This is a genomic window from Kitasatospora sp. NPDC089913, assembly GCF_044748625.1.
GTDB lineage: Bacteria > Actinomycetota > Actinomycetes > Streptomycetales > Streptomycetaceae > Kitasatospora.
The window spans coordinates 91,510-113,751 of the sequence record NZ_JBIVGI010000005.1 but is presented as its reverse complement, the minus strand read 5'-3'; the positions used below and the strand labels follow the sequence as shown (position 1 = coordinate 113,751).

The window sequence follows — 22,242 nt, the reverse complement described above, 5'->3', positions numbered from 1 at the left end:
GCGTGCGGCCAGTTCCTCCGCGGCCGCCTCGGCCTGCTCGCGCGCCGTCCTGGCGGCGGCCAGCTGCTCGGTGGTCTCCTCGCGCTCCCGGAGCAGCCCGGCGGACGCCTCCTCGCGCTCGCGGCGGCTCTCCTCGCGCAGCGCCTCGGCGGCGGACTGGGCCTCGGCCCGGCTGCGGGCGGTCTCGCCGTCGGTCTCGGTGCGCAGCCGCTCGGCGGCGGCGACGGCGGCGTCCCGGACGGCGTTCGCCTCGGCCTGGGCGTCGGCCCGCAGGGCCTGCGCGGCGGCGTTCGCCGAGGCCCGCAGCTGCTGGTCGAACTCGGTTGCCTCGCGGCGGAGTTCGGCGGTCTCGCGCTCGGCGGCGGAGCGGTTCTCGGCGGCCGCGGCCTTGGCGGCGGTGAGCGCGTCCTGGCCCTGCTGCTCGGCCGTGGCGGTGATCTTCGCGGCCTCGGCGCGGGCCCGCTCCAGGGTCTGCTCGGCCCGCCCCTGGGTCTCGGCGGCCTGCTCCTTGGCCTGCTCGCGCAGCCGCTCGATCTCGGCGGCGGCACCCGAGCGCAGCTCGTCCGCGTCGGACTTGGCCGTGGTGAGCAGTTCCTCGGCGGTCTTCGCCGACTCCTCGATCTGCACCACGGCCTGCCGGCGGGCCTCGCCGCGCACCCGCTCCGCCTCGGCGGCGGCCTGGGCGCGCAGCTCCTCCGCCTCGGCACGCAGCCGGGCGGCCTCGTCCTGCATCTCCTGGATCCGCTCGCGGATCGCGGCGGCGTCGTCCAGGGCGGCGTTCTGGGCGGCCTCGACCGCGGCCCGGGCCTGCTCGCGCAGCCGCTCGGCCTCGGCGGCGGCCTCGGCCCTGATCCGCTCGGCCTCGGCGGTCGCCCCGGTACGGGTGGCCTCGGAGTCCCGGCCGGCCCGGTCGAGCATCTCCTCGGCGCTCTTGGCCGCCTTGGCGAGGTGGGCGGCGGCCTCCGCGGCACCGGCCGCCCGGCCGGCCTCCTCGGCCTCGCCGCGCAGCCGTTCGGCGGCGCTCTCGGCCTGGGTCCGCAGTTCGGCGACGTCCCGCTCGGCCTGCGCCCGCATCTCGGCGATCGCTGCCTCGGCCTCGGCGCGCAGCTGTCCGGCCACCGACTCGGCGGTGGCGCGCAGCCGCTCGCCCTCCTCGGCGGCGGCGGCCTTGGCGGCGTCCGCCTCGGCCTTCCGGGTGGCGGCCCGGGCACTGATCGCCTCGGCCTCCTTGGTGGCCTGGGCGACCATCCGGGCGACCTCGGCGCGGGCGGTCTGCGAGCGCTGCTCGCTGGCGGCCTCGCCGTCGGCGACCCGCCGCTCGGCGGCGGCCTCGGCCTCGGCCTGGAGCTGCTCGGCGGCGGCCTCGGTCCTGGCGCGCAGCTCGGCGGCCTCCTGCCGGGCCCGCTCGGCCTCGGCGGCGACCTCGGCGCGCAGTCGTGCTATCTCCGCCTGGGCGTGGGACAGCTGCTGCTCGGCGTGGGCCTGCTCGGCGGCCGCGACCTCGGTGAGCCGGCCGATCTCGGCGCGGGCGGCGGCCAGCTCCTGCTCGGCGGCGGCGTGCGCGGCGGCGAGCTGCAGCTGGGCCTCGCCGCGGGCGGCGTCCACGTCGGCGGCGGCCTGGGCACCGGCCTGCTGGGCCTGCTCGGAGGCGGCCCGCAGCAGTCGCTCGGCGTCGTTCTGGGCACGGTGGAGGGCGGCCTCGGCGGCGGCCTGGGCCTCGCCGCGGGCGGCGTCCACGTCGGCGGCGGTCTGCGCGCGGGCCTGGTCGGCGAGGGCGGCGGCCTCGGCGCGGGCCGCGGCCATCATCCGGTCGGCCTCGCCGCGGGCCTCCTGGAGCAGGCGCTGGGCCTCCTGCTCGGTGCCGGCCCGGGCCTGCTCGGCCCAGCTGACGTTCTCGTTGACGTGCTGCTCGGCGCTGCGCCGCAGCTCGGCGAGCTCGTCCTCGAGCTGGCGGCGGCGGGCGGCGAGCTCGGCCTCCAGCCGGGCGGTGCGCTCGGCGGCCTCGGCCATGATCCGCTGGGTCGCGGCCTGGGACTCGCGCAGCTGGCGCTCGGCGTCGGCGCGCAGCTGCTGGGCCTGCATCTCGGCCGTGCGGAGCATCTGCTCGGCCTGGCCGGAGACGGCGTCGAAGGCGCGCGGCTGGGCGAGCATCCGGCGGGATTCGTGCAGCTTGGCCCGGAGCACCTCCACCTGGTAGGCGAGGTCCTCGGCATGCTCGACTGACTTGTCCCGCTCCTTCCGAGTCCGATCCATCTCGGCCTCGAACTGGGAGAGGTGATCGTCAACCTCGTAGCGGTCGTAGCCCCGCACTCCGCGGTCCCATCCATCTCCTGGTCGCGTCCTCGACCCGGCCGGTCCGCTCCCGTGGTCCGGGCGCTGTCCGACTGGTCCTTGCATCGCGGCCGTCCGGACGCCCCCGTCGTACCGGGAACGTCCGCCGCGTCGTCGGAGTCCGGGGCGTGGGAGCGCGGTCGATCCGCATTCCCCCGTCCGGGTGGACTCCTGGGCGAACTCTTGCCTTGTGGAGAATGGTGACAGATCCGTCTTGCGACTGTTCAGCCGTGCCCGCGTAGTGGACTCCCCTGCGACGGGCCTCCCACCGGGGCGGACGGGCCTGTCTTCGGCCGTGCCCGTCGCCTCCGTCCCCCGGAGTCTCCGCGCACCTGGGCATTGTAGTGGGAGCGTGTGGCGGGGGAATGGTCGCGTGGGGGTTTTCCGGCCCGACCGCCGAGGTTACCGGCCGGTCGGGGCCGCGGCGGGGCCCCGGAGGCCCGGGTGCCGCACCGCGACGGCACCCGGGGAGGCGTCAGTGGCCCTCGTGCGAGCCCGGCTCGGCGGCGGTGACCAGCTCGGTCAGCACCCCGCCGCAGTCCTTGGGGTGCAGGAAGGTGATCCGCGAGCCCATCGAGCCGGTCCGCGGCTCGTCGTAGAGCACCCGGACGCCCTTGGCGCGGATCTCCTCGGAGTCGGCGTCGACGTCGCCGGTGCCGAAGGCGATGTGGTGGACGCCCTCGCCGTTCTTGGCCAGCCACTTGCCGACCGGGGAGTCCTCCCGGACCGGCTCCAGCAGCTGGAGGTAGGAGGCGCCGCCGTCGCCGGTGTCGTTGATCTTGAGCATGGCCTCGCGGACCCCCTGCTCCTCGTTGACCTCGGTGTGGAACACCTCGAAGCCGTAGGTGGCACGGTAGAACTCGACCGTCTTGTCGAGGTCTCGGCAGGCGATGCCGATGTGGTCGATGCGGGTGAGCACGGATGGCCTCCGGTGAGGGGCGGGCGCGACAGGACGGCAACAGTGCAGCGCATGACGGTCTGCGGCGCCACCGATCGGCGTGCGAGCCTGCTCACACGGACCCCGGCACGGTTCACCCGGACCGGGTCGGCACGGTGTTGACCGGAGCGTGCCAGTGCGCTCGATCACACCATGGGTCCGGTGACGGGGGGGTAACAGGTCAGTACATTGAGCGGAATCCTCCACCTGGCCACGACGTGCGAAGGGGCTCGTCCCATGACCAACACCACCTCTGTGATCGTTGCCGGGGCACGGACCCCGATGGGCCGGCTGCTCGGCTCCCTGAAGGGCTTCTCCGGCGCGGAGCTCGGCGCCTTCGCGATCAAGGCCGCGCTGGAGCGGGCCGGCGTCACCGGCGACCAGGTCCAGTACGTGATCATGGGGCAGGTGCTCCAGGCCGGCGCGGGCCAGATCCCGGCCCGCCAGGCCGCCGTCAAGGCCGGCATCCCGCTGAACGTCCCGGCGCTCACCATCAACAAGGTGTGCCTCTCCGGCCTGGACGCCATCGCGCTGGCCGACCAGCTGATCCGGGCCGGCGAGTTCGACATCGTGGTGGCCGGCGGCCAGGAGTCCATGACCAACGCCCCGCACCTGCTGCCGAAGTCCCGCGAGGGCTACAAGTACGGCGCGATCGAGCTGCTCGACGCGATGGCCCACGACGGCCTGACCGACGCCTACGAGAACATCCCGATGGGCGAGTCCACCGAGAAGCACAACACCCGGCTCGGCATCCCGCGCGAGGTCCAGGACGAGATCGCCGCCGCCTCGCACCAGCGCGCGGCCAAGGCCCAGGCCGACGGGATCTTCGACGCCGAGATCGTCCCGGTGGAGATCCCGCAGCGCAAGGGCGAGCCGGTCGTGTTCGGCCAGGACGAGGGCATCCGCGCCGACACCACGGTCGAGGGCCTGGCCCGGCTGCGCCCGGCGTTCACCAAGGACGGCACCATCACCGCCGGCACCTCCTCGCAGATCTCGGACGGCGCCGCCGCCGTGGTCGTGATGAGCCGGGCCAAGGCCGAGGAGCTGGGCCTGAGCTGGATCGCCGAGATCGGCGCGCACGGCAACGTCGCGGGCCCGGACAACTCGCTGCAGTCGCAGCCGTCCAACGCGATCAAGCACGCGGTGGCCAAGGAGGGCATCACGGTCGAGGACCTCGACCTGATCGAGATCAACGAGGCCTTCGCCGCCGTCGCGCACCAGTCGACCAAGGACCTCGGCGTCTCCCCGGAGATCGTCAACGTCAACGGCGGCGCGATCGCGCTGGGTCACCCGATCGGGATGTCCGGCGCCCGGGTCGTGCTGCACCTCGCGCTGGAACTGAAGCGCCGCGGCGGCGGCATCGGCGCGGCCGCGCTCTGCGGCGGTGGCGGCCAGGGCGACGCGCTGATCGTGCGGGTCCCCAAGGCCTGACCGACGCCGGCCCACCGACCGAATCACACCGGGGCTGCGCACCGCCACAAGCGGGGCGCAGCCCTTCGGCGCAAGGAGACCCACCCATGATCGATGTGCCGACCCTGGTCGAGCAGGCCCGGCAGGGCCGTCCGCGGGCCGTCGCCCGCCTGATCTCACTGGTCGAGAACGCCGCGCCGGAGCTGCGCGAGGTGATGGCCGCGCTGGCGCCGTACACCGGGCACGCCTACACGGTCGGGCTGACCGGCTCGCCGGGCGTGGGCAAGTCCACCTCCACCTCGGCGCTGGTCTCCGCCTACCGGCGGCTGGGCAAGCGGGTCGGCGTGCTGGCGGTCGACCCGTCCTCGCCGTTCTCCGGCGGCGCGCTGCTCGGCGACCGGGTCCGGATGCAGGACCACGCCACCGACCCCGAGGTGTTCATCCGCTCGATGGCCACCCGGGGCCACCTGGGCGGTCTGTCCTGGGCCGCGCCGCAGGCACTGCGGGTGCTGGACGCGGCCGGCTGCGACGTGATCCTGGTCGAGACCGTCGGCGTCGGCCAGTCCGAGGTGGAGATCGCCGCGCAGGCCGACACCGCGGTGGTGCTGCTCGCCCCCGGCATGGGCGACGGCATCCAGGCCGCCAAGGCCGGGATCCTGGAGATCGGCGACCTGTTCGTGGTCAACAAGGCCGACCGGGACGGCGCCGACGCCACCGCCAGGGAGCTGAACCACATGCTGGGCCTCGGCGAGGCCCGCGAGGCGGGGGCCTGGCGCCCGCCGATCGTGAAGACCGTGGCGGCCCGGGGCGAGGGCGTGGACGAGGTGGTGGAGGCGCTGGAGAAGCACCGCGCCTGGCTGGAGGAGCACGGCGAGCTGGAGGTGCGGCGCCGCCGCCGGGCCGCCCAGGAGATCGAGGCGATCGCGCTGTCCGCGCTGCGGGCCCGGATCGGGGACCTGCACGGCGACCGGCAGCTGGCCGCGCTGGCCGAGCAGGTGGTGGCGGGCGAGCTGGACCCGTACGGCGCGTCCGACCGTTTGGTGGCCGGCCTGACCACCGGCTGAGCCCGTGCTACGGCCGGCGCCCCCCGCCGAGGGGTGCCGGCCGCGGGCCCGGTCGGGACGCTCAGCCGCGTCCGCGCAGGCCGCGCAGGTGCTCGGCGACCGGGGCGAGCGCCTCGTACATCGCGTCGAGCTGCTCGGGCGAGAAGCGGTCGATGAAGTGCGCCCGGACGCTGCGCACGTGGCAGGGCGCGACCCGCTGCATGGTCTCCCAGCCCTGCTCGGTGAGGTTGGCGTAGAGGCCCCGGCGGTCGCCGGGACACTCCTGGCGCAGCACCAGCCCGGCGTTCTCCATCCGGGTGATCTGGTGCGAGAGCCGGCTCTTCGACTGGAGGGTCGCGGTGGCCAGGTCGGTCATCCGCAGCCGCCGCTCGGGCGCCTCGGAGAGCACGACCAGGATCTCGTAGTCGTTGATCGCCAGGTTGTGCGGCTGGAGCTCGCGGCTCAGCTGGTACTCCAGCAGCTTGGCGACCTCCAGGTGGGCGCGCCACAACCGCTGCTCCCGGACGGTCAGCCAGGGGGTCTCCTCCTCGGGCCCTTCGGGCTGCGGGGCCGAGGCGTCTGCCGGGTCGACGATGTGCGTGTCCATGGTTCTACGATACCGCACTTAGTTCAATGTTGTACGACTTTACCGGCGTTCACACGGCGGCGGTCGGACCGGCGGGCGGGGGCGGGTCAGAGCCCGAAGCGCCGCCCGAGGTCGCCCAGGTTGCCGAGACCGGGCACGTTCACGTTCGGCAGCTGGCTGCCGTGGCCGGCGCCGTGCTGGCCGGGCACCCCGCCCATCGGCACCCCGGCCTCGGCGTGCACCTGGCCGACGGCGCGCTCGGCCATCAGCACCTCGCTGGACTGGAGCAGCACCTGGCCGGCGCCGATGAACTCGAACTGGTGCTCCTCGCCGGAGGCCCCGCCCAGCCCGGTGAGCCGGCGCAGGCCGCCGATCACGCCGTGCATGTAGTCGTGGTCGTAGTGGTGGCACGGTGCCGGGCAGTCGGCCCAGCCGACCAGCGCCTGCGGGTCCACCCGGATCGGCGGCTCGACGAAGTGCACCGGCCCGTTCGAGGCGGCGACGAACTTGCCGCTGCCGATCAGGGTCAGGAAGCCCGGGATGATCGACTGCTTGAGCCGCAGGGTGGGCTCGTAGGCCAGCAGGTTCCCCGAGCGGACCGTCAGGTTCCCCTCCTCCAGGTCGTAGGAGTTGAGGTCGAAGGCCCGGTCCGCCAGCAGCAGCTTGCCGCGGCCCTCGGCGACCACCCAGTCCGCGGCGTGCATCGGCGAGTTGAAGTGCTGGCCGAGCATCCGGTCGATCGCCCCGGCGCCGACGCCCTTGAAGGAGATGTCGCCGTAGTAGGCGATCATCTTGCCCTTCTGCAGGAAGTACGAGCCGTTGAGGTCCACCGAGAAGGCGTACGGGTTGACGTTGTCGTTGGACGGCAGGCTGTGCACGTCGTGGACGACCGGCCCGGTGCCGTCCTGCGCCTTGGGCAGCGGGGCCTGGGCGCCGCCGTACTGCTCCTGGGCGTACTGCTGCGGCGGCTGGGCCGGGTAGCCCTGCGGCGGGGGCGGCGGGTAGCCGCCCTGCTGCGGGTAGCCCTGCGGCGGGTAGGGCTGCTGGCCCTGCTGGGGGTAGCCCTGCGGCGGGTAGCCGGGCGGCGGTGCGGCGGGGTAGCCGGGCTGGGTCGGCTGGCCGTACGGGGACTGGCCGTAGGGGTCCTGGGGCTGCCCGTACGGGGGCTGCGGCGGGTAGGACATCAGAGCTTCTCCTCGCTCGCCTGCACGTACACCGTGCCGTGCCCGGACAGCTCCAGCTGGAACGCCTCGCCGGAGCCGCGGCCGATCATGTCGCGCCACCCCAGCGCGGTCGACAGCTTGTTCTGGACCTGGCCGCGGTGCGCGACATAGGCCTGCGGGTCCACGTGCACCGGCTGGTGCGGGGTGATCGGCAGCTCGAAGACGCCGCCGTGCGCCATCACCGCGACCGCGCCGTGGCCGTCCAGCTTGGTGGTGAACAGGCCCTGGCCCGTCACCTGGCCCCGGACCATGCCCATCACACCGCCCTGCGAGCCCATGAACATGGTGGACTGCTGCAGCGAGCCCTCGAAGGCGAGCAGCCGGTCGGCCTCGACGTACAGGGTGTCGCCGGTCAGGTCGATCACCTGCACGTGGTGCCCGCCGTGGCCGAACATCACGCTGCCCTGGCCCTCGACGGTCATCAGCGGGGTGTCCTCGTTGGCCACCCGGCGGCCGATCATCGACATGACGCCGCCCTGGCCGCCGGTGATGTTCGGCGTGAACCGCACCTCGCCGGTGTACGCGAGCATCGCGCCGCGCTGGCTGAACAGCCGCTGGCCCGGTACGACCCGGGCCTCGATCATCTTGCTGTTGATCTTCGTGAACGCCATCAGACGTCGCCCCCGATGGTGAGCTTCTCGGAGGGCTGCACGTAGACCAGCCCCTCGCCGGTGAACTCCACCTGGACGGCCTCGCCGCCGCCCTCGCCGATGAAGGTGCTCCAGCCGGCGCCGGACTTGATGGAGCGGTTGAGGTTGCCGGTGTGCGCCACGTAGGCGCCGGGGTCGACCCGCAGCGGCATGCCCTGGGACACCCGGAGGATGATCGCCGGCCCCTTGGAGGTGACGGCGGCCCAGCCGTGCCCCTCGACCTTGGTGGTGAACAGGCCGTTGCCGGAGGAGACGCCGTTCAGGCCGGTGAAGCTGGTACCGGTCTTGAGGGTGCCCTCGGTGCAGAGCAGATTGTCGGACTCGACGTAGAGCGTCTCGCCGTTCAGCCGCACCAGGTTGATCTCGGTGGCCTGGTCGGCGAAGTAGCAGGTGCCCTGTCCTTTCACCTCCATGACGGTCATCTGCTCGCCGGTGAGCCGACGGGTCACCATGCCGCGGATGCCGTCACCGCCACCGCTGAGCTTCTTGAAGTTCATCTGGCCGGTGTACGCGACCATCGAACCGTTCTTGGCCTTCACGAGGTCGCCGGTCATGTCGACGGCGAGCGTCTTGGACCCCTGGAGTCGAAACTGTGCCACGGCCGCAATGTAGCGGTCGGCGGGCCGGGCGGGGGAGGGGGAGGCCCGGTTCTGGTACGCGTCCGGTACAAAGCGGCCGTCCGGACTCCGCTCCCCGCACCCCGGCGGCGGGGTCGGACATGTGCTCGGTGATAATGGGGCGGATGCTTGTGAGTCGGTTCACAAGCGATCTCCGAGCCCCCGTATCGAGGTACCCATCGTGAACAGCAGCGCCGTCCACCGTCTGCGCCTGGTCTCCGGCCCCGAAGGGGTCTCGTTCCTGCTCCTGCTGCTGTGCTCGGTGCTCAAGCGCACCACCAGCTTCAACGGTGTGCCGGTGATGGGCATGGTCCACGGGATCCTGTTCATCCTCTACGTGGTCTTCTGGATCATGGCCTGGCAGTCGCAGAAGTGGGACGTCAAGCGCGGTGCCGTGCTGTTCGTCCTGTCGGTGCTGCCCGGCGGCGGCTTCGTGGCCGAGCGGATGCTCGCCAAGGAGGAGCGCGCCGGGGCCGCGGCCCCGGTGCCGGCCGCGGCCTGACGGGCCCGCGCGAGCCCTCCCGACGCCCGACGCCGACAGGCTGCCGGGGCCCCCTCTCCCAGTGGGCCCCGGCAGCCTGTCGCATTTCCGGGAGTGGTCCGGTCCCGACTAGTTGACGTTCACCGCGCTCCAGGCCGCGGCCACCGTGTTGTACTCCACGCTGCCGGCGCCGTAGAGGTCCTTGGCGGCGTTCAGCGTGCCGGTGCGGGCGGCCTTGTAGTTGGTGCTCGAGGTGAAGTAGGTCGTCAGCGCGCGGTACCAGATCGCGGCGGCCTTGTCGCGGCCGATGCCGGTGATCGTGGAGCCGTTCGAGGTCGGGCTGTTGTAGCTGACGCCGTTGATCACCTTCGCGCCGCTGCCCTCCGACAGCAGGTAGAAGAAGTGGTTCGCGACACCCGAGGAGTAGTGGACGTCGATGCTGCCGATCCCGGAGTACCAGGAGTCCTTGGACGAGCCGTCCTTGGAGGGCTTGTCCATGTAGCGCAGCGGCTGACCGTTGCCGAAGATGTTGATCTTCTCGCCGATCAGGTAGTCCGGCACGTCCGAGGGCAGGTTGGCGTACCACTCGACCATGGTGCCGAAGATGTCCGAGGTGGCCTCGTTGAGGCCGCCGGACTCGCCGGAGTAGGTGAGGTTGGCGGTCGCCGCCGTGACGCCGTGGCTCATCTCGTGGCCGGCCACGTCGATGGCGGTCAGCGGGTTGACGTTGCCGGTGCCGTCGCCGTAGGTCATGCAGAAGCAGGAGTCCTGCCAGAAGGCGTTGACGTAGGCGTTGCCGTAGTGCACCCGGTTGCTGGCGCCGACACCGTTGTTCTTGATGCCGTTCCGGTTGAACTTGGCCTTGTAGTAGTCCCAGGTCGCCCCGGTGCCGAACTGCGCGTCGACCGCGGCGGACTGGGTGTCCGAGGCGCTGCCGTTGCCCCAGTTGTTGTCCGCGTCGGTGTACAGCGCGTTGCCGCTCTTGGCGTTGCCGGTCCACTGGTTGCCGCGGGAGGCGTCCTTGAGCTGGTAGGTGGACCCGCTCTGGGTGGTGGTCAGGGTCACCGTCCCGACGTGCACGCCCTTGCCGGTGCCGGTGGCGGTCTGCACCTCCTCGTGGGTGGAGAGCAGCTGGCCGGTGGCGGCGTCGGTGACCAGCCGCTGGCTGCTCGGGGTGCCGTCGGCGCGCTCGCCGTGGACCACGGTCTGGTACGCCAGCCGCGGGCTGCCGTCGCCCGCCCAGACCACCAGGGTCGGGCTGCTCGCGCCGTCGACCCGGGTGACCGGCGACGCGTCCTCGTCGGCCGGGGCGATCCCGACGGTGGCCCGGACCGAGTCGACGGCCTGGGTGGAGGCGGTGCCGGCGGAGAGCTTGGGGGTGAGGCTCGGCAGCGAGAGCCGGCCGTCGAAGGCGCGGTCCACGGAGGCGACGGTGCCGTTCGCCTTCTGGTGGACGATGAGGTCGCCGCCCAGGACCGGCAGGCCGGCGTAGGTCCGGTCGTAGCGCAGGTGGCGGGTGCCGTTGGCGTCGACGATCGCGTCCTTGACGATCAGCTGCTCCTGGCCGCCGAGGCCGATGGCCTTCGCCACCGGCGCGGCCTGCTGGCCGGCCAGGGCGATGATCGCCTCGCGCTGCTGGACGGGGGCGGCCTGGGCGGGGGCGGCCGCGACCTGGATGGCGCCGGCCAGAAGTGCGGAGGCGGAGAGTACGGCGCCGGCTGTCAGCTTTCGCTTCACGTGCGGGGTTCCTTCCACGAAACCGCGGGTGCGCGGTCACGCCGCGTACCGGGGCGCCGGGGTTGGCGCCTTGGGGCGGTAGGGCGTTGACGTGCTGCTCCGTGCGGCCTGACGGTCCGTCGGTGGGTGGGGCGACGGACGTCCGGACGGGGCTTGGGCAGAAGCATGACAAGTCAGTTCGGCGAACAACAGGGAGCGACCGGGTATTGGCCAGGTCTCGCCAAGGCCCCAACGGGTGGTGGCGGTGCGACGGTTGTGCCGGTTGTCCGCTTTCGTCCGCTGGCGGGATCCCGCCAGCGGCGGCCCTTGTCGGCCTCCGCCGGTCTTGCTACGCGGGCGGAGGAGGAACGGGCGGGCGCGCGGGAGGGACGGGCGCGCGGGAAAGGACGGCCGGACGCGGGGGAGGGGCGGGCGGACGCGCGGGAGGGGCCGCCGGACGCCGGAAAAGGACGGACGTCCGGGGCCTCCCCTCCCAGTGAGGGCCCCGGACGTCCGTCGGACCGCGCGTCAGTTGACGTTGACGCCGCTCCACGCGGCCGCGACCGCGTTGTACTCGGCGCTGCCGGCGCCGTAGAGGTCCTTCGCGGCGCTCAGGGTGCCGGTCCGGGCCGCCTTGTAGTTGGTGGTCGAGGTGAAGTAGACCGTCAGCGCGCGGTACCAGATCGCCGCGGCCTTGTCGCGGCCGATGCCGGTGAGCGTCGAGCCGTTGGAGGTCGGGCTGTTGTACGCGACGCCGTTGACGGTCTTCGCGCCGCTGCCCTCGGCCAGCAGGTAGAAGAAGTGGTTGGCCACGCCCGAGGAGTAGTGCACGTCCAGGTTGCCGACCGAGGAGGACCAGTAGTCGGCCGAGCCGCCGTCCTTGGAGGGCTTGTCCATGTAGCGCAGCGGCGTGCCGTCGCCGTTGATGTCGATCTCCTCGCCGATGAGGTAGTCCGGCTTGTCGGCGGGGAGGTTCGCGGACCACTCGACCATGGTGCCGAAGATGTCCGAGGTGGCCTCGTTGAGGCCGCCGGACTCGCCCGAGTAGTTCAGGCCGGCGGTGGCCGAGGTGACGCCGTGGGTCATCTCGTGGCCCGCGACGTCCAGCGCGGTCAGCGGGTTGGTGTTGCCGCTGCCGTCGCCGTAGGTCATGCAGAAGCAGGTGTCGTCCCAGAACGCGTTGACGTAGTTGCGCCCGTAGTGGACCCGGCTGGTGGCGCCCACGCCGTTGTTCTTGATGCCGCTGCGGCCGAAGGTGTTCTTGTAGTAGTCCCAGGTGGCCGCCGCGCCGAACTGCGCGTCCACCGCGGCCGACTGGCGGTTGGCGGCGGTGCCGTCGCCCCAGGCGTTGTCGGCGTCGGTGAAGAGGGTGCCGGAGCCCGAGGTCTTGCCCTTGAGGTCGCTGGTGGACTGCCCGCCGCGGGTGGTGTCCTTCAGCTGGTAGGTGGAGCCGCTCTTGGTGGTGGTCAGCGGGACGCTGCCGACGAAGACGCCCTTGCCGGTGCCGGTGGCGGTCTGCACCTGCTCGTGGGTGGACAGCACCTCGCCGGTGGCGGCGTCGGTGACCAGCAGCTGGCTGCTCGGGGTGCCGTCGGCGCGCACGCCCTGGACGGTGGTCCGGTACGCCAGCCGCGGGTTGCCGTCGGCGGCCCAGACGACCAGCTGGGCGGCCCCGGCCTGGTGCACCTCGGCGAGCGGGGACTCGTCCTTGTCGGCGGCGATGCCGACACTGGAGGCGACCGCGCCGGAGGCCTGGGCGGCGGCCTTGTCGGCCGGGATCGCCGGGGTCAGGCTGGGCACCGCGATCGGCGCGGTGACGGCCTTGTCCACGGCCTCGACCGCGCCGCCGGCGGCCTGGTGCACGACCAGGTCGCCGCCCAGCACCGGGAGTCCGGCGTAGGTGCGCTCGAAGCGGAGGTGGCGGGTGCCGTCGGCGTCCACCACGGCGTCCTTGGCGACCAGGGTCTCCTTGCCGCCGAGGCCGAGCGCCTTGGTCAGCGGGCCGGACTCGCCGTTCGCCAGCGCGATCAGGCCGGCGCGGTGCTCGGCGGCCTGGGCCTGGACCGAGGGGGTGGGGGTGGCCTGGGCAGCGGTGCTCACCTGGATGACGCCGGTGAGGAGGGCGGTGGCGGAGAGTACGGCGCCGGCTGCGAGCGATCGCTTCACGTACAGGTCCTTCCGGGAAACCGCGTGTGCGCGGTCGCGCCTCGCTCCGGGGTGCCGGGGTTGGCACCTTAGGGGCGGAACGGGCGCTGGCGTGCTGCTCCGTGCGGTCCACGGCGGTCACCGGTGAGTGGGGCGGTGACCACCGGACGGGGCTGGGCGAAAGCATGACAATCCAACAAGTGAAATGACAGGTCTTGTTCATGGATTGGCCAGGTCTCGCCAATGTGGCGGAACGTGAACAGAGTGAGGAATGGGGCGAATCCGCCGGCCCGGCCACGGGTTCCGGCCCGAACCGCCGCCCGGTAGCGGCGCCGATGCCGTCCGCGGGCGGTCCGGGGGCCTCCCGGCCCGGCCGGCGGAACGGTTGGTACCCGTTCACACCCCCGCAACGTGCTGGTACGGACCTGACGGGCCCGCTGGCGTGATCCCGCCACGTGTCGCGCTTGTCCATCCCTCAGGACGCCTGGTAGCACCGACCCCTCCCGCCGGTACGGTTGGGAGGTGGCCAAGCCCCTCGCACTCGACTTCGACCCGATCGCCCGTGCCGACGAGCTGTGGACCCGCCGCTGGGGAGCCGTCCCCGCGATGGCGGCGATCACCTCGATCATGCGGGCCCACCAGATCCTGCTGTCCCGCGTGGACGCGGTGCTCAAGCCGTACGGGCTGACCTTCGCCCGCTACGAGGCGCTGGTGCTGCTCACCTTCAGCCGGACCGGGGAGCTGTCGCTCTCCAAGATCGGCGAGCGCCTGATGGTCCACCCGACCAGCGTCACCAACACCGTCGACCGCCTGGAGCGGGCCGGGCTGGTCGCCCGCCGCCCCAATCCGCTGGACGGCCGGGGCGTGCTCGCCACGATCACCGACCGGGGGCGCGAGGTCGTCGAGGGGGCCACCGGGGAGCTCATGGAGATGGACTTCGGCCTGGAGGAGTTCGACGGCGGGCAGTGCCGCGAGGTGTTCGACCTGCTGCGCCCGCTGCGGGTGGCGGCCGGCGACTTCGCCGAGCTGCCGGGCGAGGGGCCTGCGCCGGGCGGGGCGTGAGGGCGGCTACCCTCGTGGGAGCGGTGCGCGGATCAGGACGTACCCCCCCCCGATGCTGACTGACGAGGCGATGCAGAGATGAAGGCGACCCCCCTGCTGGGCTGGTACCGCGCCCTGGCCCTTGCGACCGGTGTGGCGCTGCTGGTCTTCTGCGGTTTCATGGTCGCGAAGTACGGCTTCCACGCGGCCGAGGACGTGACCACCTACGTCGCGATGCTGCACGGATACCTCTACATCGGGTACTTCGTGGTGACCTTCCTGCTCGGCCAGAAGCTCAAGTGGCCGCTGGGGCGGATGGTCTTCTTCCTGGCCGCCGGCTGCATCCCGTTCGCCTCCTTCGTCGCCGAGCGCAAGGTGGTCGCCGAGGCGGCCGCCGGGCAGTCCGCCGGTGACGCCGCCCGCCAGCCGGCCGGCGTCTGAGCCCAGCCGCCGTCGGCCCCCGCGCCGAGGCCGCAGAAGCCGCAGAGGGCGCCCTTCCCCGTCCGGGGGAGGGCGCCCTTTCGCATGCTCCCGGTGTGCTTGGCCGGGTGTCCGTCGACAAATAGTAGGACGTCCGAGTAAATTGGTAGGACGTCCTAATAGCTGTGCCGCCCGTTGGTGTGGCGGCCGTACGGAGCGGAGTTCGGGGTCATGGACGCCGAGGAGATCGAGCGCGGACGGCAGCGCTGGCAGCAGCGGTACGACAGCTCCCGCAAGCGGGACGCGGACTTCACCACCCTCTCCGGGGACGAGGTCGAGCCGGTCTACGGCCCGGCCCCCGGGCAGCCCGTCGAGGGCTTCGAGCGGATCGGCTGGCCCGGGGAGTACCCGTACACCCGCGGTCTGCACGCGACCGGCTACCGGGGCCGGACGTGGACCATCCGCCAGTTCGCCGGCTTCGGCAACGCCGAGCAGACCAACGAGCGCTACCGGATGATCCTGGAGGCGGGCGGCGGCGGCCTCTCGGTGGCCTTCGACATGCCGACCCTGATGGGCTACGACTCGGACGACGCGCGCTCGCTCGGCGAGGTCGGCCACTGCGGTGTGGCGATCGACTCGGCCGCCGACATGGAGGTGCTGTTCCGCGGCATCCCGCTGGGCGAGGTCACCACCTCGATGACGATCAGCGGCCCGGCCGTGCCGATCTTCTGCATGTACCTGGTGGCCGCCGAGCGGCAGGGCGTCGACCCGGCCGTGCTCAACGGCACCCTGCAGACCGACATCTTCAAGGAGTACATCGCCCAGAAGGAGTGGCTCTTCGCCCCAGAGCCGCACCTGCGGCTGATCGGCGACCTGATGGCCCACTGCGCCGAGGGCATCCCGGCCTACAAGCCGCTGTCGGTCTCCGGCTACCACATCCGCGAGGCCGGCGCGACGGCCGCGCAGGAGCTCGCGTACACCCTGGCCGACGGCTTCGCCTACGTCGAGCTGGGCCTCTCCCGGGGTCTGGACGTGGACGTCTTCGCGCCCGGTCTGTCGTTCTTCTTCGACGCGCACCTGGACTTCTTCGAGGAGATCGCCAAGTTCCGCGCCGCCCGGCGGATCTGGGCCCGCTGGATGCGCGAGCGGTTCGGCGCCAGGACCGACAAGGCCCAGTGGCTGCGGTTCCACACCCAGACCGCCGGTGTCTCGCTCACCGCGCAGCAGCCGTACAACAACGTGGTCCGCACCGCCGTCGAGGCGCTCTCGGCGGTGCTCGGCGGCACCAACTCGCTGCACACCAACGCCCTGGACGAGACCCTGGCGCTGCCCTCCGAGCAGGCCGCCGAGATCGCCCTGCGCACCCAGCAGGTGCTGATGGAGGAGACCGGCATCACCAATGTGGCCGACCCGCTGGGCGGTTCCTGGTACGTCGAGGCGATGACGGACCGGATCGAGCAGCAGGCCGAGGAGATCTTCCGGAAGATCCTGGACAAGGGCCGGGAGGACCACCCGATCGGCCCGATCACCTCCGGGATCCTGCGCGGGATCGAGGACGGCTGGTTCACCGGCGAGATCGCCGAGGCGGCCTTCCAGTACCAGCAGGCGGTGGAGAAGGGCGAGAAGCGGGTCGTCGGCGTCAACTGCCACCCCCGCAGCGTCACCCCCGAGCTGGAGATCCTCCGGGTCAGCCACGAGGTGGAGCGGGAGCAGGTCCGGGTGCTGGGCGCCCGCCGGGCGGCCCGCGACGAGGCCGCGGTCCGGGCCGGGCTGGACGCGATGCTGGCCGCCGCGCGGTCCGGCGAGTCGATGATCCCGCCGATGCTGGACGCGGTGCGCGCCGAGGCGACCCTCGGCGAGATCTGCAACGCCCTGCGCGAGGAGTGGGGCATCTACCGGGAGACCGCCCGGTTCTAGGGCGTCGAGCGGTCGGGCCGTCCGGTGCCCCGTGGCGCCGGACGGCCCTTCGGCGTGCCTGCGGCCGCCCTCAGCCGTCGAGCAGGCTCGGGAACGGGCCGAGCAGCAGGCCGGTGAAGCGGCGGGTCCACTCCGGGGTGATCGGCTCGCCACTGACCAGCACCCGGTGCTCGACCGTCCCGGCGATGGTGTCGAAGATGATGTCGATCTCCTCGCGGGCGGCGGCCTCGTCGCAGTCCGGGGCCAGCTCGCCCCGGGCCTGGGCGGCGGACCGGCCCTGCCGGACCAGCCGTTTCTGCGGATCGACGATCGCCTCCCGGATCCGCCTCCGCAGCTGACGGTCGCGGGTGCCCTCGGCGAACAGGGCGAGCAGCGCGGCCTGGGTCTCCGGGCGGGCCAGCAGATCGGCGAACTGGGTCACCACCGCCTCGATGTCGGCCCGCAGGCTGCCGAGGTCGGGCATCACCAGCTCGTCGAAGAGGCTCGCGACGGCGTCGACCACCAGCTCGTTCTTGGACGGCCAGCGCCGGTACAGGGTGGTCTTGGCGACCCCGGCCCTGGTCGCCACATGGCCCATGGTCAGTCCGCCCCAGCCGAGTTCGGCGAGGGCCTCGCGGGTGGCGTCCAGGATGGCGCGGTCGGCGGCGGCGCTGCGCGGCCGCCCCTTGGCCCGGGCGGAGCCCCCCTCGGGGGGCTCCGGGGAGCGGGTGGGGGTGGGGAGCCCGGGGCCCCGGGGCGCGTCCTGGGGGGCCTCGGCCGGGCGGACCTCGTGCGGCGGGGTCGCGGGTGGCTGGGGGGCCGGCACCGGGCCTCCTTGCGATTTACCGGTAAGTAACTTGGGTGGGACCGGTAACGGTAGCGACTCCTCCGCACCCAGGTCAGCCGGGGCGCCCGGGAAAGTGGCCCAGCTCACGTCGGGCGACTGCCGATAGGGGTTGCGGCGGGTGGCCCCGATCCAGTTACGCTACGACTCGTAGCGAAAGCGACGACCAGGCGCCGTGTCCCCGTGGGACGGGAGCGGCGCGGGCGCGGATGGGGATCCGCGCCGAACGGTTCAGGCTACTCGGAGGTGGGCGCACCACCTCGGGGATCGGGACCGCGCAGCCCGCGCGGGGCGATTTCCGGGAGGTTGGTGCCCACCGGCGGCGCGAGCGGGGGAGGATGGTGCCATGCAGCCACGGAATTCTCGTCTCAACAGTGCCGCCCTGCGTGGCGCGGTCGACCTCGCCGCAGTGAAGGCAGCCGGCGAGGCTGCCCAGAAGGCCGAGCAGGCCAGGGCCGAGCGGGCCCGCCAGTCGGCCGCCGCCGAGGAGGCCGGGGTCGCCCCGGCCGGGGTCGGCTACGAGCTCGTCATCGACGTCACCGAGGACACCTTCGAGACCGAGGTCGTACAGCGGTCCACCGAGGTGCCGGTGGTCGTCGACTTCTGGGCCGAGTGGTGCGGGCCCTGCAAGCAGCTCAGCCCGATCCTGGAGCGTCTGGCCGAGGAGTACGCCGGCCGGATCGTGCTCGCCAAGATCGATGTGGACGCCAACCAGCTGATCGCCCAGCAGTTCGGCATCCAGGGCATCCCGGCCGTGATGGCCGTGGTCGCCGGCCAGTTGGTGCCGCTGTTCCAGGGGGCCGAGAACGAGGCCAACGTCCGCAAGGTGCTGGACCAGCTGATCCTGGTCGCCGAGCAGCGTTTCGGCATCGTCGGCGGCACCGGCGCTCCGGCCGAGGGCGGCGAGGCCGCCGTCCCGCAGCGACCGGAGGACCCGGCGCTCTCCGCCGCCCACGACGCGCTGGACCGGGGCGACCTGGCCGGTGCCGTCCAGGCCTACCGGAACGTGCTGGTCGAGCAGCCGGGCAACACCGAGGCCAGGCTCGGCCTGGCGCAGGCGCAACTGCTGCACCGGGTCGAGGGGCTGGATCCGCAGACGGTCAGGGCGGCCGCGGCCGCCGACCCCAAGGACGTCGCGGCCCAGCTGGGCGCGGCCGACCTGGACCTGGTCGGCGGGCACGTCGAGGACGCCTTCGGCCGGCTGGTGACGACGGTCGGCAGGACCTTCGGCGAGGACCGGGACGCGGTCCGGGTGCGGCTGCTGGAGCTGTTCGAGGTGATCGGCACCGAGGACCCGCGGGTCACCGCGGCGCGTCAGGCGCTGGCCCGGGTGCTGTTCTGAGTCGGTCGCCGCGAACGGCGTGCCGCGCCCGGCCCGGTGACACGGCGGGTGACCTGCGGTGCCGCCTGGTGATTTGGCGACAATCCGGTCATCGCCGCTGAGGTTTACCAAATCTTGACAACACCCGTGGACGGTCACGACATGTGACCGTCCACGGGTGTTTCGCTGATGTTTCCGAGGGATTTCGCCCTCACTAATCCTCCATTTCGTCACTCTGCGTGTCTTCCTGGCCGATTCCATGATCGTTTCGGCTCGTATGGGATTACCCGTCAGTAATGCGACCTCTTGTGCTCAGCCCGGGATTCGAGCAGCATCGGCACGCCCGGTCCCCACGATTCGACCTCCGCCGGCAGCCGGTCGGCGGGCCCGACGTAGGGGATCCCCACCGGGCTGCCGACGGCCCCGCCGCCGGCGAGAAGGCAGGGGGGTATCCGCTCCCACGGCGGTTCCTGTCCTTCGCAAGGCCGCGCTGCCCGCGCGGTCACTGGTTGTCGCTCGGGGGGATCGCCCGTGTTGCCACGGCGCTCTCCGCTACCGAGGACGTAGCTCTCTCCCATCCCAGGCCCCCATTGACGCGGGATGCGCCACCGGGGAGCCGGAGATGTACGTCCAGAAGGAGGACACGCATGTCCCAGACCCACGGCAAGACCCGCTGGAAGCGCTTCGCCCTGGTGATGGTCCCGAGCATCGCGGCCACCGCGATGGTCGGTGTCTCCATCGCCAACAGCGCGCTCGCCGCGTCGTTCAGCGTCTCCGGCCAGCAGTTCAAGGTGAAGACCTCGTACCTGAAGGGCGACAACTTCGCCCAGTTCGGCGCGGTCGACGTCGAGGCCAACGGAACGCTGCACCCGGTCGCCGTCTCGGCCTTCGACGACGCCGAGATCCACAACCTCTGCCAGTCGGTCGTCACCGACCTGTCGCGTCTCGGCCTCGGCAAGATCACCCTCCAGCTGAACGCCGGCAACGACGACAAGAAGCCGGTCACCGCGCACAACCTGCTCATCGACCTGGAGCAGCTGGACGCCGACGCGACCTTCACCGACATCAACATCGGCCAGGACGCCTCCACCCTCACCGGTTCGGCCACCCAGGGCTGGCACGGCCACCCGGCGCTGAAGGAGGCCGGTGCGAAGCTCCCGACCGGCGCGGTGGGCTTCTCCCAGGCCGCCAAGCAGGCCGTGCTGACCGACGTCAAGCAGACCGCGCGCGCCACCTCGGCCGGCACCTTCGTGCTCAACGGCCTGAGCCTCAAGCTCAAGAGCGGCGACGGCGCGGGCAACGAGTGCTTCTGAGCCCCGGCTGAGGGCGTGCCCACCGGCACGTCCGGGTGAGGGTTCCACGCGGGCCGGGGGCGGCGAACACCGCCCCCGGCCCGACATCACAGTTCTTCCCTCGTAGAGACATCGAGGAGCTGCACCATGTCCAGCGCAACGGCCGAGGCTCGGCCCGAACATCGGAACCTGGTCGGGGCGTTCTGGCGGGGCTTCCGTGACTTCCGCCGCTCCAGGCCCTTCTGGGGCGGCCTGCTGGCCATGATCGCCGGCGTCCCGATCCTGTACTTCCCCTACGCGCACCTGTCCTTGGGCGGCGTGACCATCGCCATGTCGACCACGGCGGGCGCCGGTTCGCTGATCATCGGCGTGCTCCTGATCATCCTCGGGCTCACCGCCTGGTTCCAGCCCGCCGTCCGGATCTTCGCGGGCGTCGCCACCACGCTGCTGACGCTGGTGTCGATCCCGGTCTCCAACCTCGCCGGCTTCGGCATGGCGCTGCTGCCGGGGCTGATCGGCGGCGGACTGATGATGGCGTGGGCCAAGCTGCCCGAGCCGGCGGTCGCCACCGTGGCCGAGGCGGCCGAGGGGACGACGGCCGAGTCAGTCGCCACCGAGCAGCCTTCCGCCGCGCCCGTCGCGGAGCAGCCGGTTGCCGAGCAGCCGGTTGCCGAGCAGCCGGTCCCCGAGGAGCCCGCCGCCGAGGTCGCCGCCGAGCCGCCCGCCGCCGGGGGGACCGTTCCGGCGCAGCAGGCCGTAGAGCCCAAGGAGGTCCGGTGAGCGACCCGCGCGAGGAGCTTCCCGAGCCGGCGGAGCGCCGTTCGCCCCGGCACGCGGCGCCCCGCACACCCGTACGGCTCCGGCTGCGCGGCCGGGCGCTGGCGATGGCGGCGGTGCCGACCGCGCTGCTGATGGCCGCCACGTACACGCCGAACCCGGCGATCGCGGAGACCGCGGCCAGCAAGCCGTGCGCCACCGCCCCGGACGCGCCGCCGAAGGTCGTCGAGACACCGGTGCCCAAGAGCGAGCTGCCGCCGCCGATCCCGGGCCCGTCCGTCCCGATCCCCGAGGCGCCGGCCACCACCGCGCCCGAGCCGACGGCCGCGCCCGCGGCCGGGCCGACGACGGTGCCCGCGGCACCGCCCGTGACGGCGCCCGCCGAGACCGTACCCGCCGCGCCCACGACCGCCCCGGCGGCCGGCACGACCGCGCCGGAGCCGGCCGCCACCAAGGCCCGTACGGCGGGCGGCGGCGGGGTCGTCCAGGCCGGACTCATCGGCGACATCGTCGGCGGGGTCACCGATCTGCTCCTCCCGGGCGGCACGCCGAGCCCGACGGCCACCGCGAGCCCGGCGGCCGGGACCCGTGCCGTCGCCCCGGCCGCCCCCGCGCCCGCCGCGTCGGGCTCCGCGTCGCCGGCCCGGACCGGCGGGCCGTCCACCGCCCCGTCCACCGGGCCGACGGGCACCCCGGCCGGCACCGCCGCGCCGACCGCCCCGGGCACCACGGCGCCGGGCACCACCGCGCCGACGAGCCCGAAGCCCACCGCGGCGCCCACGACCGGCGCCCCGGCCACCGGCGGCACGGCGCCCTCCGCGTCGGCCTCCGCGAAGGCGTCCGGCAAGGCGTCCGCGAAGCCCGCCGCCGGGTCCGCCACGGCGACGCCGTCCGCCTCGGGCACCCCGTCGAAGGACCCGAACTGCCTGGTCGACACCAAGGCGCTGAGCCCGGCCGGCAAGCCGCCGGACAACCCGATCCTGGTGCCGGACCAGAACTGGACCCTCCAGACCAGCCGGCTCACCCTGAACCACGCGGTGCTGCTGGGCGTGGTCAACGTCCAGACGCCGACCGGTACCAAGCGGGTGCTGAAGTTCGAGGTGGAGACGGTCGACATCGAGAACCTGCACATGACGACGCTGCAGGGGAACGGCAAGACCTTCCACGTGAAGGGCGCGCCGGGCTCGGTCTCGACGATGCGCCAGGGCCCGGTCACCATGTACGTCGAGCGGCTCTCCGGCCACCTGGCCAAGGTGCTCGGCCTGCCGATCCCGATCGACCTGGGCGAGCTGACCCTCACTCCGGACGGGCCGCTGCCGCAGTGGCTCTACGACCTGATCGGCCAGCTCCAGCTGCCGCTGTGGATCGAGCTGACCGGGGTGACCGCGATCCAGTCCGGCCAGTTCGGCGGGACCCTGAAGATCCCCGGCATGAAGCTCTACAACGACGACCAGCCGTACCCCGGGGCGGCCTGATCCGCCCCGGCTCCGGAAACGCCCGTGGGGCGGCCCC

18 protein-coding genes and 1 pseudogene are annotated in these 22,242 nt (G+C 72.8%); 10 read left to right on the top strand and 9 right to left on the bottom strand.

Translation table 11 applies throughout. From position 1 onward, the window contains the following. Together ACIPYS_RS10270 and mce are read right to left on the bottom strand one after the other, a co-directional pair. A pseudogene (locus ACIPYS_RS10270) lies at nucleotides 1-2,253 on the bottom strand (hypothetical protein); the annotation flags it as partial. A gap of 553 nt (nucleotides 2,254-2,806) precedes the next feature. Beyond that, entirely contained in the window at nucleotides 2,807-3,250 is a 444-nt protein-coding gene (mce, locus tag ACIPYS_RS10265; RefSeq protein ID WP_093860490.1) for a methylmalonyl-CoA epimerase, read from the bottom strand. 255 nt (nucleotides 3,251-3,505) lie between these two features. Here mce and ACIPYS_RS10260 point away from each other — a divergent pair, with 255 nt between their 5' ends. Together ACIPYS_RS10260 and meaB are read left to right on the top strand one after the other, a co-directional pair. Beyond that, nucleotides 3,506-4,699, top strand: coding sequence for an acetyl-CoA C-acetyltransferase (locus ACIPYS_RS10260; RefSeq protein WP_093860489.1), 1,194 nt, complete (start codon nucleotides 3,506-3,508; stop codon nucleotides 4,697-4,699). Between the two features lie 86 nt (nucleotides 4,700-4,785). Then, nucleotides 4,786-5,742 carry a methylmalonyl Co-A mutase-associated GTPase MeaB gene (meaB, locus tag ACIPYS_RS10255; RefSeq protein WP_093860488.1) on the top strand — a complete coding sequence of 319 codons (957 nt, stop codon included), beginning with the start codon at nucleotides 4,786-4,788 and terminating at the stop codon, nucleotides 5,740-5,742. A gap of 61 nt (nucleotides 5,743-5,803) precedes the next feature. Here the strand turns inward: meaB and ACIPYS_RS10250 are convergent, their stop codons facing one another. From ACIPYS_RS10250 to ACIPYS_RS10235, 4 genes are all read right to left on the bottom strand, one after another. Next, complete coding sequence (locus tag ACIPYS_RS10250) at nucleotides 5,804-6,328, bottom strand: MarR family winged helix-turn-helix transcriptional regulator (protein WP_375975626.1); 525 nt, start codon at nucleotides 6,326-6,328, stop codon at nucleotides 5,804-5,806. An 86-nt stretch (nucleotides 6,329-6,414) separates the two neighbouring features. Beyond that, nucleotides 6,415-7,227: an AIM24 family protein gene (locus tag ACIPYS_RS10245; protein ID WP_231978766.1), complete on the bottom strand. Its 813-nt coding sequence runs from the start codon at nucleotides 7,225-7,227 to the stop codon at nucleotides 6,415-6,417. 263 nt (nucleotides 7,228-7,490) lie between these two features. Continuing rightward, nucleotides 7,491-8,141 carry an AIM24 family protein gene (locus tag ACIPYS_RS10240; RefSeq protein WP_093860485.1) on the bottom strand — a complete coding sequence of 217 codons (651 nt, stop codon included), beginning with the start codon at nucleotides 8,139-8,141 and terminating at the stop codon, nucleotides 7,491-7,493. Beyond that, nucleotides 8,141-8,779 carry an AIM24 family protein gene (locus ACIPYS_RS10235; protein WP_093860484.1) on the bottom strand — a complete coding sequence of 213 codons (639 nt, stop codon included), beginning with the start codon at nucleotides 8,777-8,779 and terminating at the stop codon, nucleotides 8,141-8,143. Before ACIPYS_RS10235 ends, ACIPYS_RS10240 begins: the two co-directional genes overlap by 1 nt. 196 nt (nucleotides 8,780-8,975) lie before the next feature. Here ACIPYS_RS10235 and ACIPYS_RS10230 point away from each other — a divergent pair, with 196 nt between their 5' ends. After that, nucleotides 8,976-9,299, top strand: a complete 324-nt coding sequence (locus tag ACIPYS_RS10230) for a DUF3817 domain-containing protein (RefSeq protein WP_400745465.1) — start codon at nucleotides 8,976-8,978, stop codon at nucleotides 9,297-9,299. Between the two features lie 108 nt (nucleotides 9,300-9,407). Here ACIPYS_RS10230 and ACIPYS_RS10225 read toward each other — a convergent pair whose 3' ends face one another. Both ACIPYS_RS10225 and ACIPYS_RS10220 read right to left on the bottom strand, forming a co-directional pair. Continuing rightward, complete coding sequence (locus tag ACIPYS_RS10225; RefSeq protein WP_093860483.1) at nucleotides 9,408-11,015, bottom strand: M4 family metallopeptidase; 1,608 nt, start codon at nucleotides 11,013-11,015, stop codon at nucleotides 9,408-9,410. Between the two features lie 507 nt (nucleotides 11,016-11,522). Continuing rightward, nucleotides 11,523-13,160, bottom strand: coding sequence for a M4 family metallopeptidase (locus ACIPYS_RS10220; protein WP_093860482.1), 1,638 nt, complete (start codon nucleotides 13,158-13,160; stop codon nucleotides 11,523-11,525). 501 nt (nucleotides 13,161-13,661) lie between these two features. Between ACIPYS_RS10220 and ACIPYS_RS10215 the strand changes: the two genes are divergently transcribed. The 3 genes from ACIPYS_RS10215 (at nucleotide 13,662) to ACIPYS_RS10205 (ending at nucleotide 16,517) form a co-directional block, all read left to right on the top strand. After that, nucleotides 13,662-14,201 carry a MarR family winged helix-turn-helix transcriptional regulator gene (locus ACIPYS_RS10215; protein WP_093860481.1) on the top strand — a complete coding sequence of 180 codons (540 nt, stop codon included), beginning with the start codon at nucleotides 13,662-13,664 and terminating at the stop codon, nucleotides 14,199-14,201. A 78-nt stretch (nucleotides 14,202-14,279) separates the two neighbouring features. Continuing rightward, nucleotides 14,280-14,621, top strand: coding sequence for a DUF3817 domain-containing protein (locus ACIPYS_RS10210; RefSeq protein ID WP_093860480.1), 342 nt, complete (start codon nucleotides 14,280-14,282; stop codon nucleotides 14,619-14,621). A gap of 210 nt (nucleotides 14,622-14,831) precedes the next feature. Continuing rightward, on the top strand, nucleotides 14,832-16,517 hold the full coding sequence (locus ACIPYS_RS10205) for a methylmalonyl-CoA mutase (protein ID WP_400745270.1): 1,686 nt from the start codon (nucleotides 14,832-14,834) through the stop codon (nucleotides 16,515-16,517). A gap of 70 nt (nucleotides 16,518-16,587) precedes the next feature. Here the strand turns inward: ACIPYS_RS10205 and ACIPYS_RS10200 are convergent, their stop codons facing one another. After that, complete coding sequence (locus ACIPYS_RS10200; RefSeq protein WP_231978765.1) at nucleotides 16,588-17,148, bottom strand: TetR/AcrR family transcriptional regulator; 561 nt, start codon at nucleotides 17,146-17,148, stop codon at nucleotides 16,588-16,590. A gap of 538 nt (nucleotides 17,149-17,686) precedes the next feature. Here ACIPYS_RS10200 and trxA point away from each other — a divergent pair. From trxA to ACIPYS_RS10180, 4 genes are all read left to right on the top strand, one after another. Beyond that, the gene (trxA, locus tag ACIPYS_RS10195) at nucleotides 17,687-18,682 is read left to right on the top strand and encodes a thioredoxin (protein ID WP_400745268.1); all 996 of its coding nucleotides are present in this window, start codon (nucleotides 17,687-17,689) and stop codon (nucleotides 18,680-18,682) included. Nucleotides 18,683-19,308: 626 nt separating this feature from the next. Next, nucleotides 19,309-19,974 (top strand): DUF6230 family protein, encoded by a 666-nt coding sequence (locus tag ACIPYS_RS10190; RefSeq protein WP_093860476.1) that lies wholly within the window; start codon nucleotides 19,309-19,311, stop codon nucleotides 19,972-19,974. Between the two features lie 126 nt (nucleotides 19,975-20,100). Further along, the gene (locus ACIPYS_RS10185; RefSeq protein WP_400745266.1) at nucleotides 20,101-20,733 is read left to right on the top strand and encodes a DUF6114 domain-containing protein; all 633 of its coding nucleotides are present in this window, start codon (nucleotides 20,101-20,103) and stop codon (nucleotides 20,731-20,733) included. Beyond that, nucleotides 20,730-22,205: a hypothetical protein gene (locus ACIPYS_RS10180; RefSeq protein ID WP_093860474.1), complete on the top strand. Its 1,476-nt coding sequence runs from the start codon at nucleotides 20,730-20,732 to the stop codon at nucleotides 22,203-22,205. The genes ACIPYS_RS10185 and ACIPYS_RS10180 overlap by 4 nt, the downstream gene beginning before the upstream one ends. The last annotated feature ends 37 nt before the right edge of the window (nucleotides 22,206-22,242 follow it).

Bases quoted from the DNA above. Each gene is read 5' to 3' on its own strand.
- ACIPYS_RS10260 (WP_093860489.1), top strand. From the start codon at position 3,506: ATGACCAACACCACCTCTGTGATCGTTGCCGGGGCACGGACCCCGATG.
- meaB (WP_093860488.1), top strand. From the start codon at position 4,786: ATGATCGATGTGCCGACCCTGGTCGAGCAGGCCCGGCAGGGCCGTCCG.
- ACIPYS_RS10250 (WP_375975626.1), bottom strand. From the start codon at position 6,328: ATGGACACGCACATCGTCGACCCGGCAGACGCCTCGGCCCCGCAGCCC.
- ACIPYS_RS10240 (WP_093860485.1), bottom strand. From the start codon at position 8,141: ATGGCGTTCACGAAGATCAACAGCAAGATGATCGAGGCCCGGGTCGTA.
- ACIPYS_RS10210 (WP_093860480.1), top strand. From the start codon at position 14,280: ATGAAGGCGACCCCCCTGCTGGGCTGGTACCGCGCCCTGGCCCTTGCG.
- ACIPYS_RS10205 (WP_400745270.1), top strand. From the start codon at position 14,832: ATGGACGCCGAGGAGATCGAGCGCGGACGGCAGCGCTGGCAGCAGCGG.
- trxA (WP_400745268.1), top strand. From the start codon at position 17,687: ATGCAGCCACGGAATTCTCGTCTCAACAGTGCCGCCCTGCGTGGCGCG.
- ACIPYS_RS10190 (WP_093860476.1), top strand. From the start codon at position 19,309: ATGTCCCAGACCCACGGCAAGACCCGCTGGAAGCGCTTCGCCCTGGTG.
- ACIPYS_RS10185 (WP_400745266.1), top strand. From the start codon at position 20,101: ATGTCCAGCGCAACGGCCGAGGCTCGGCCCGAACATCGGAACCTGGTC.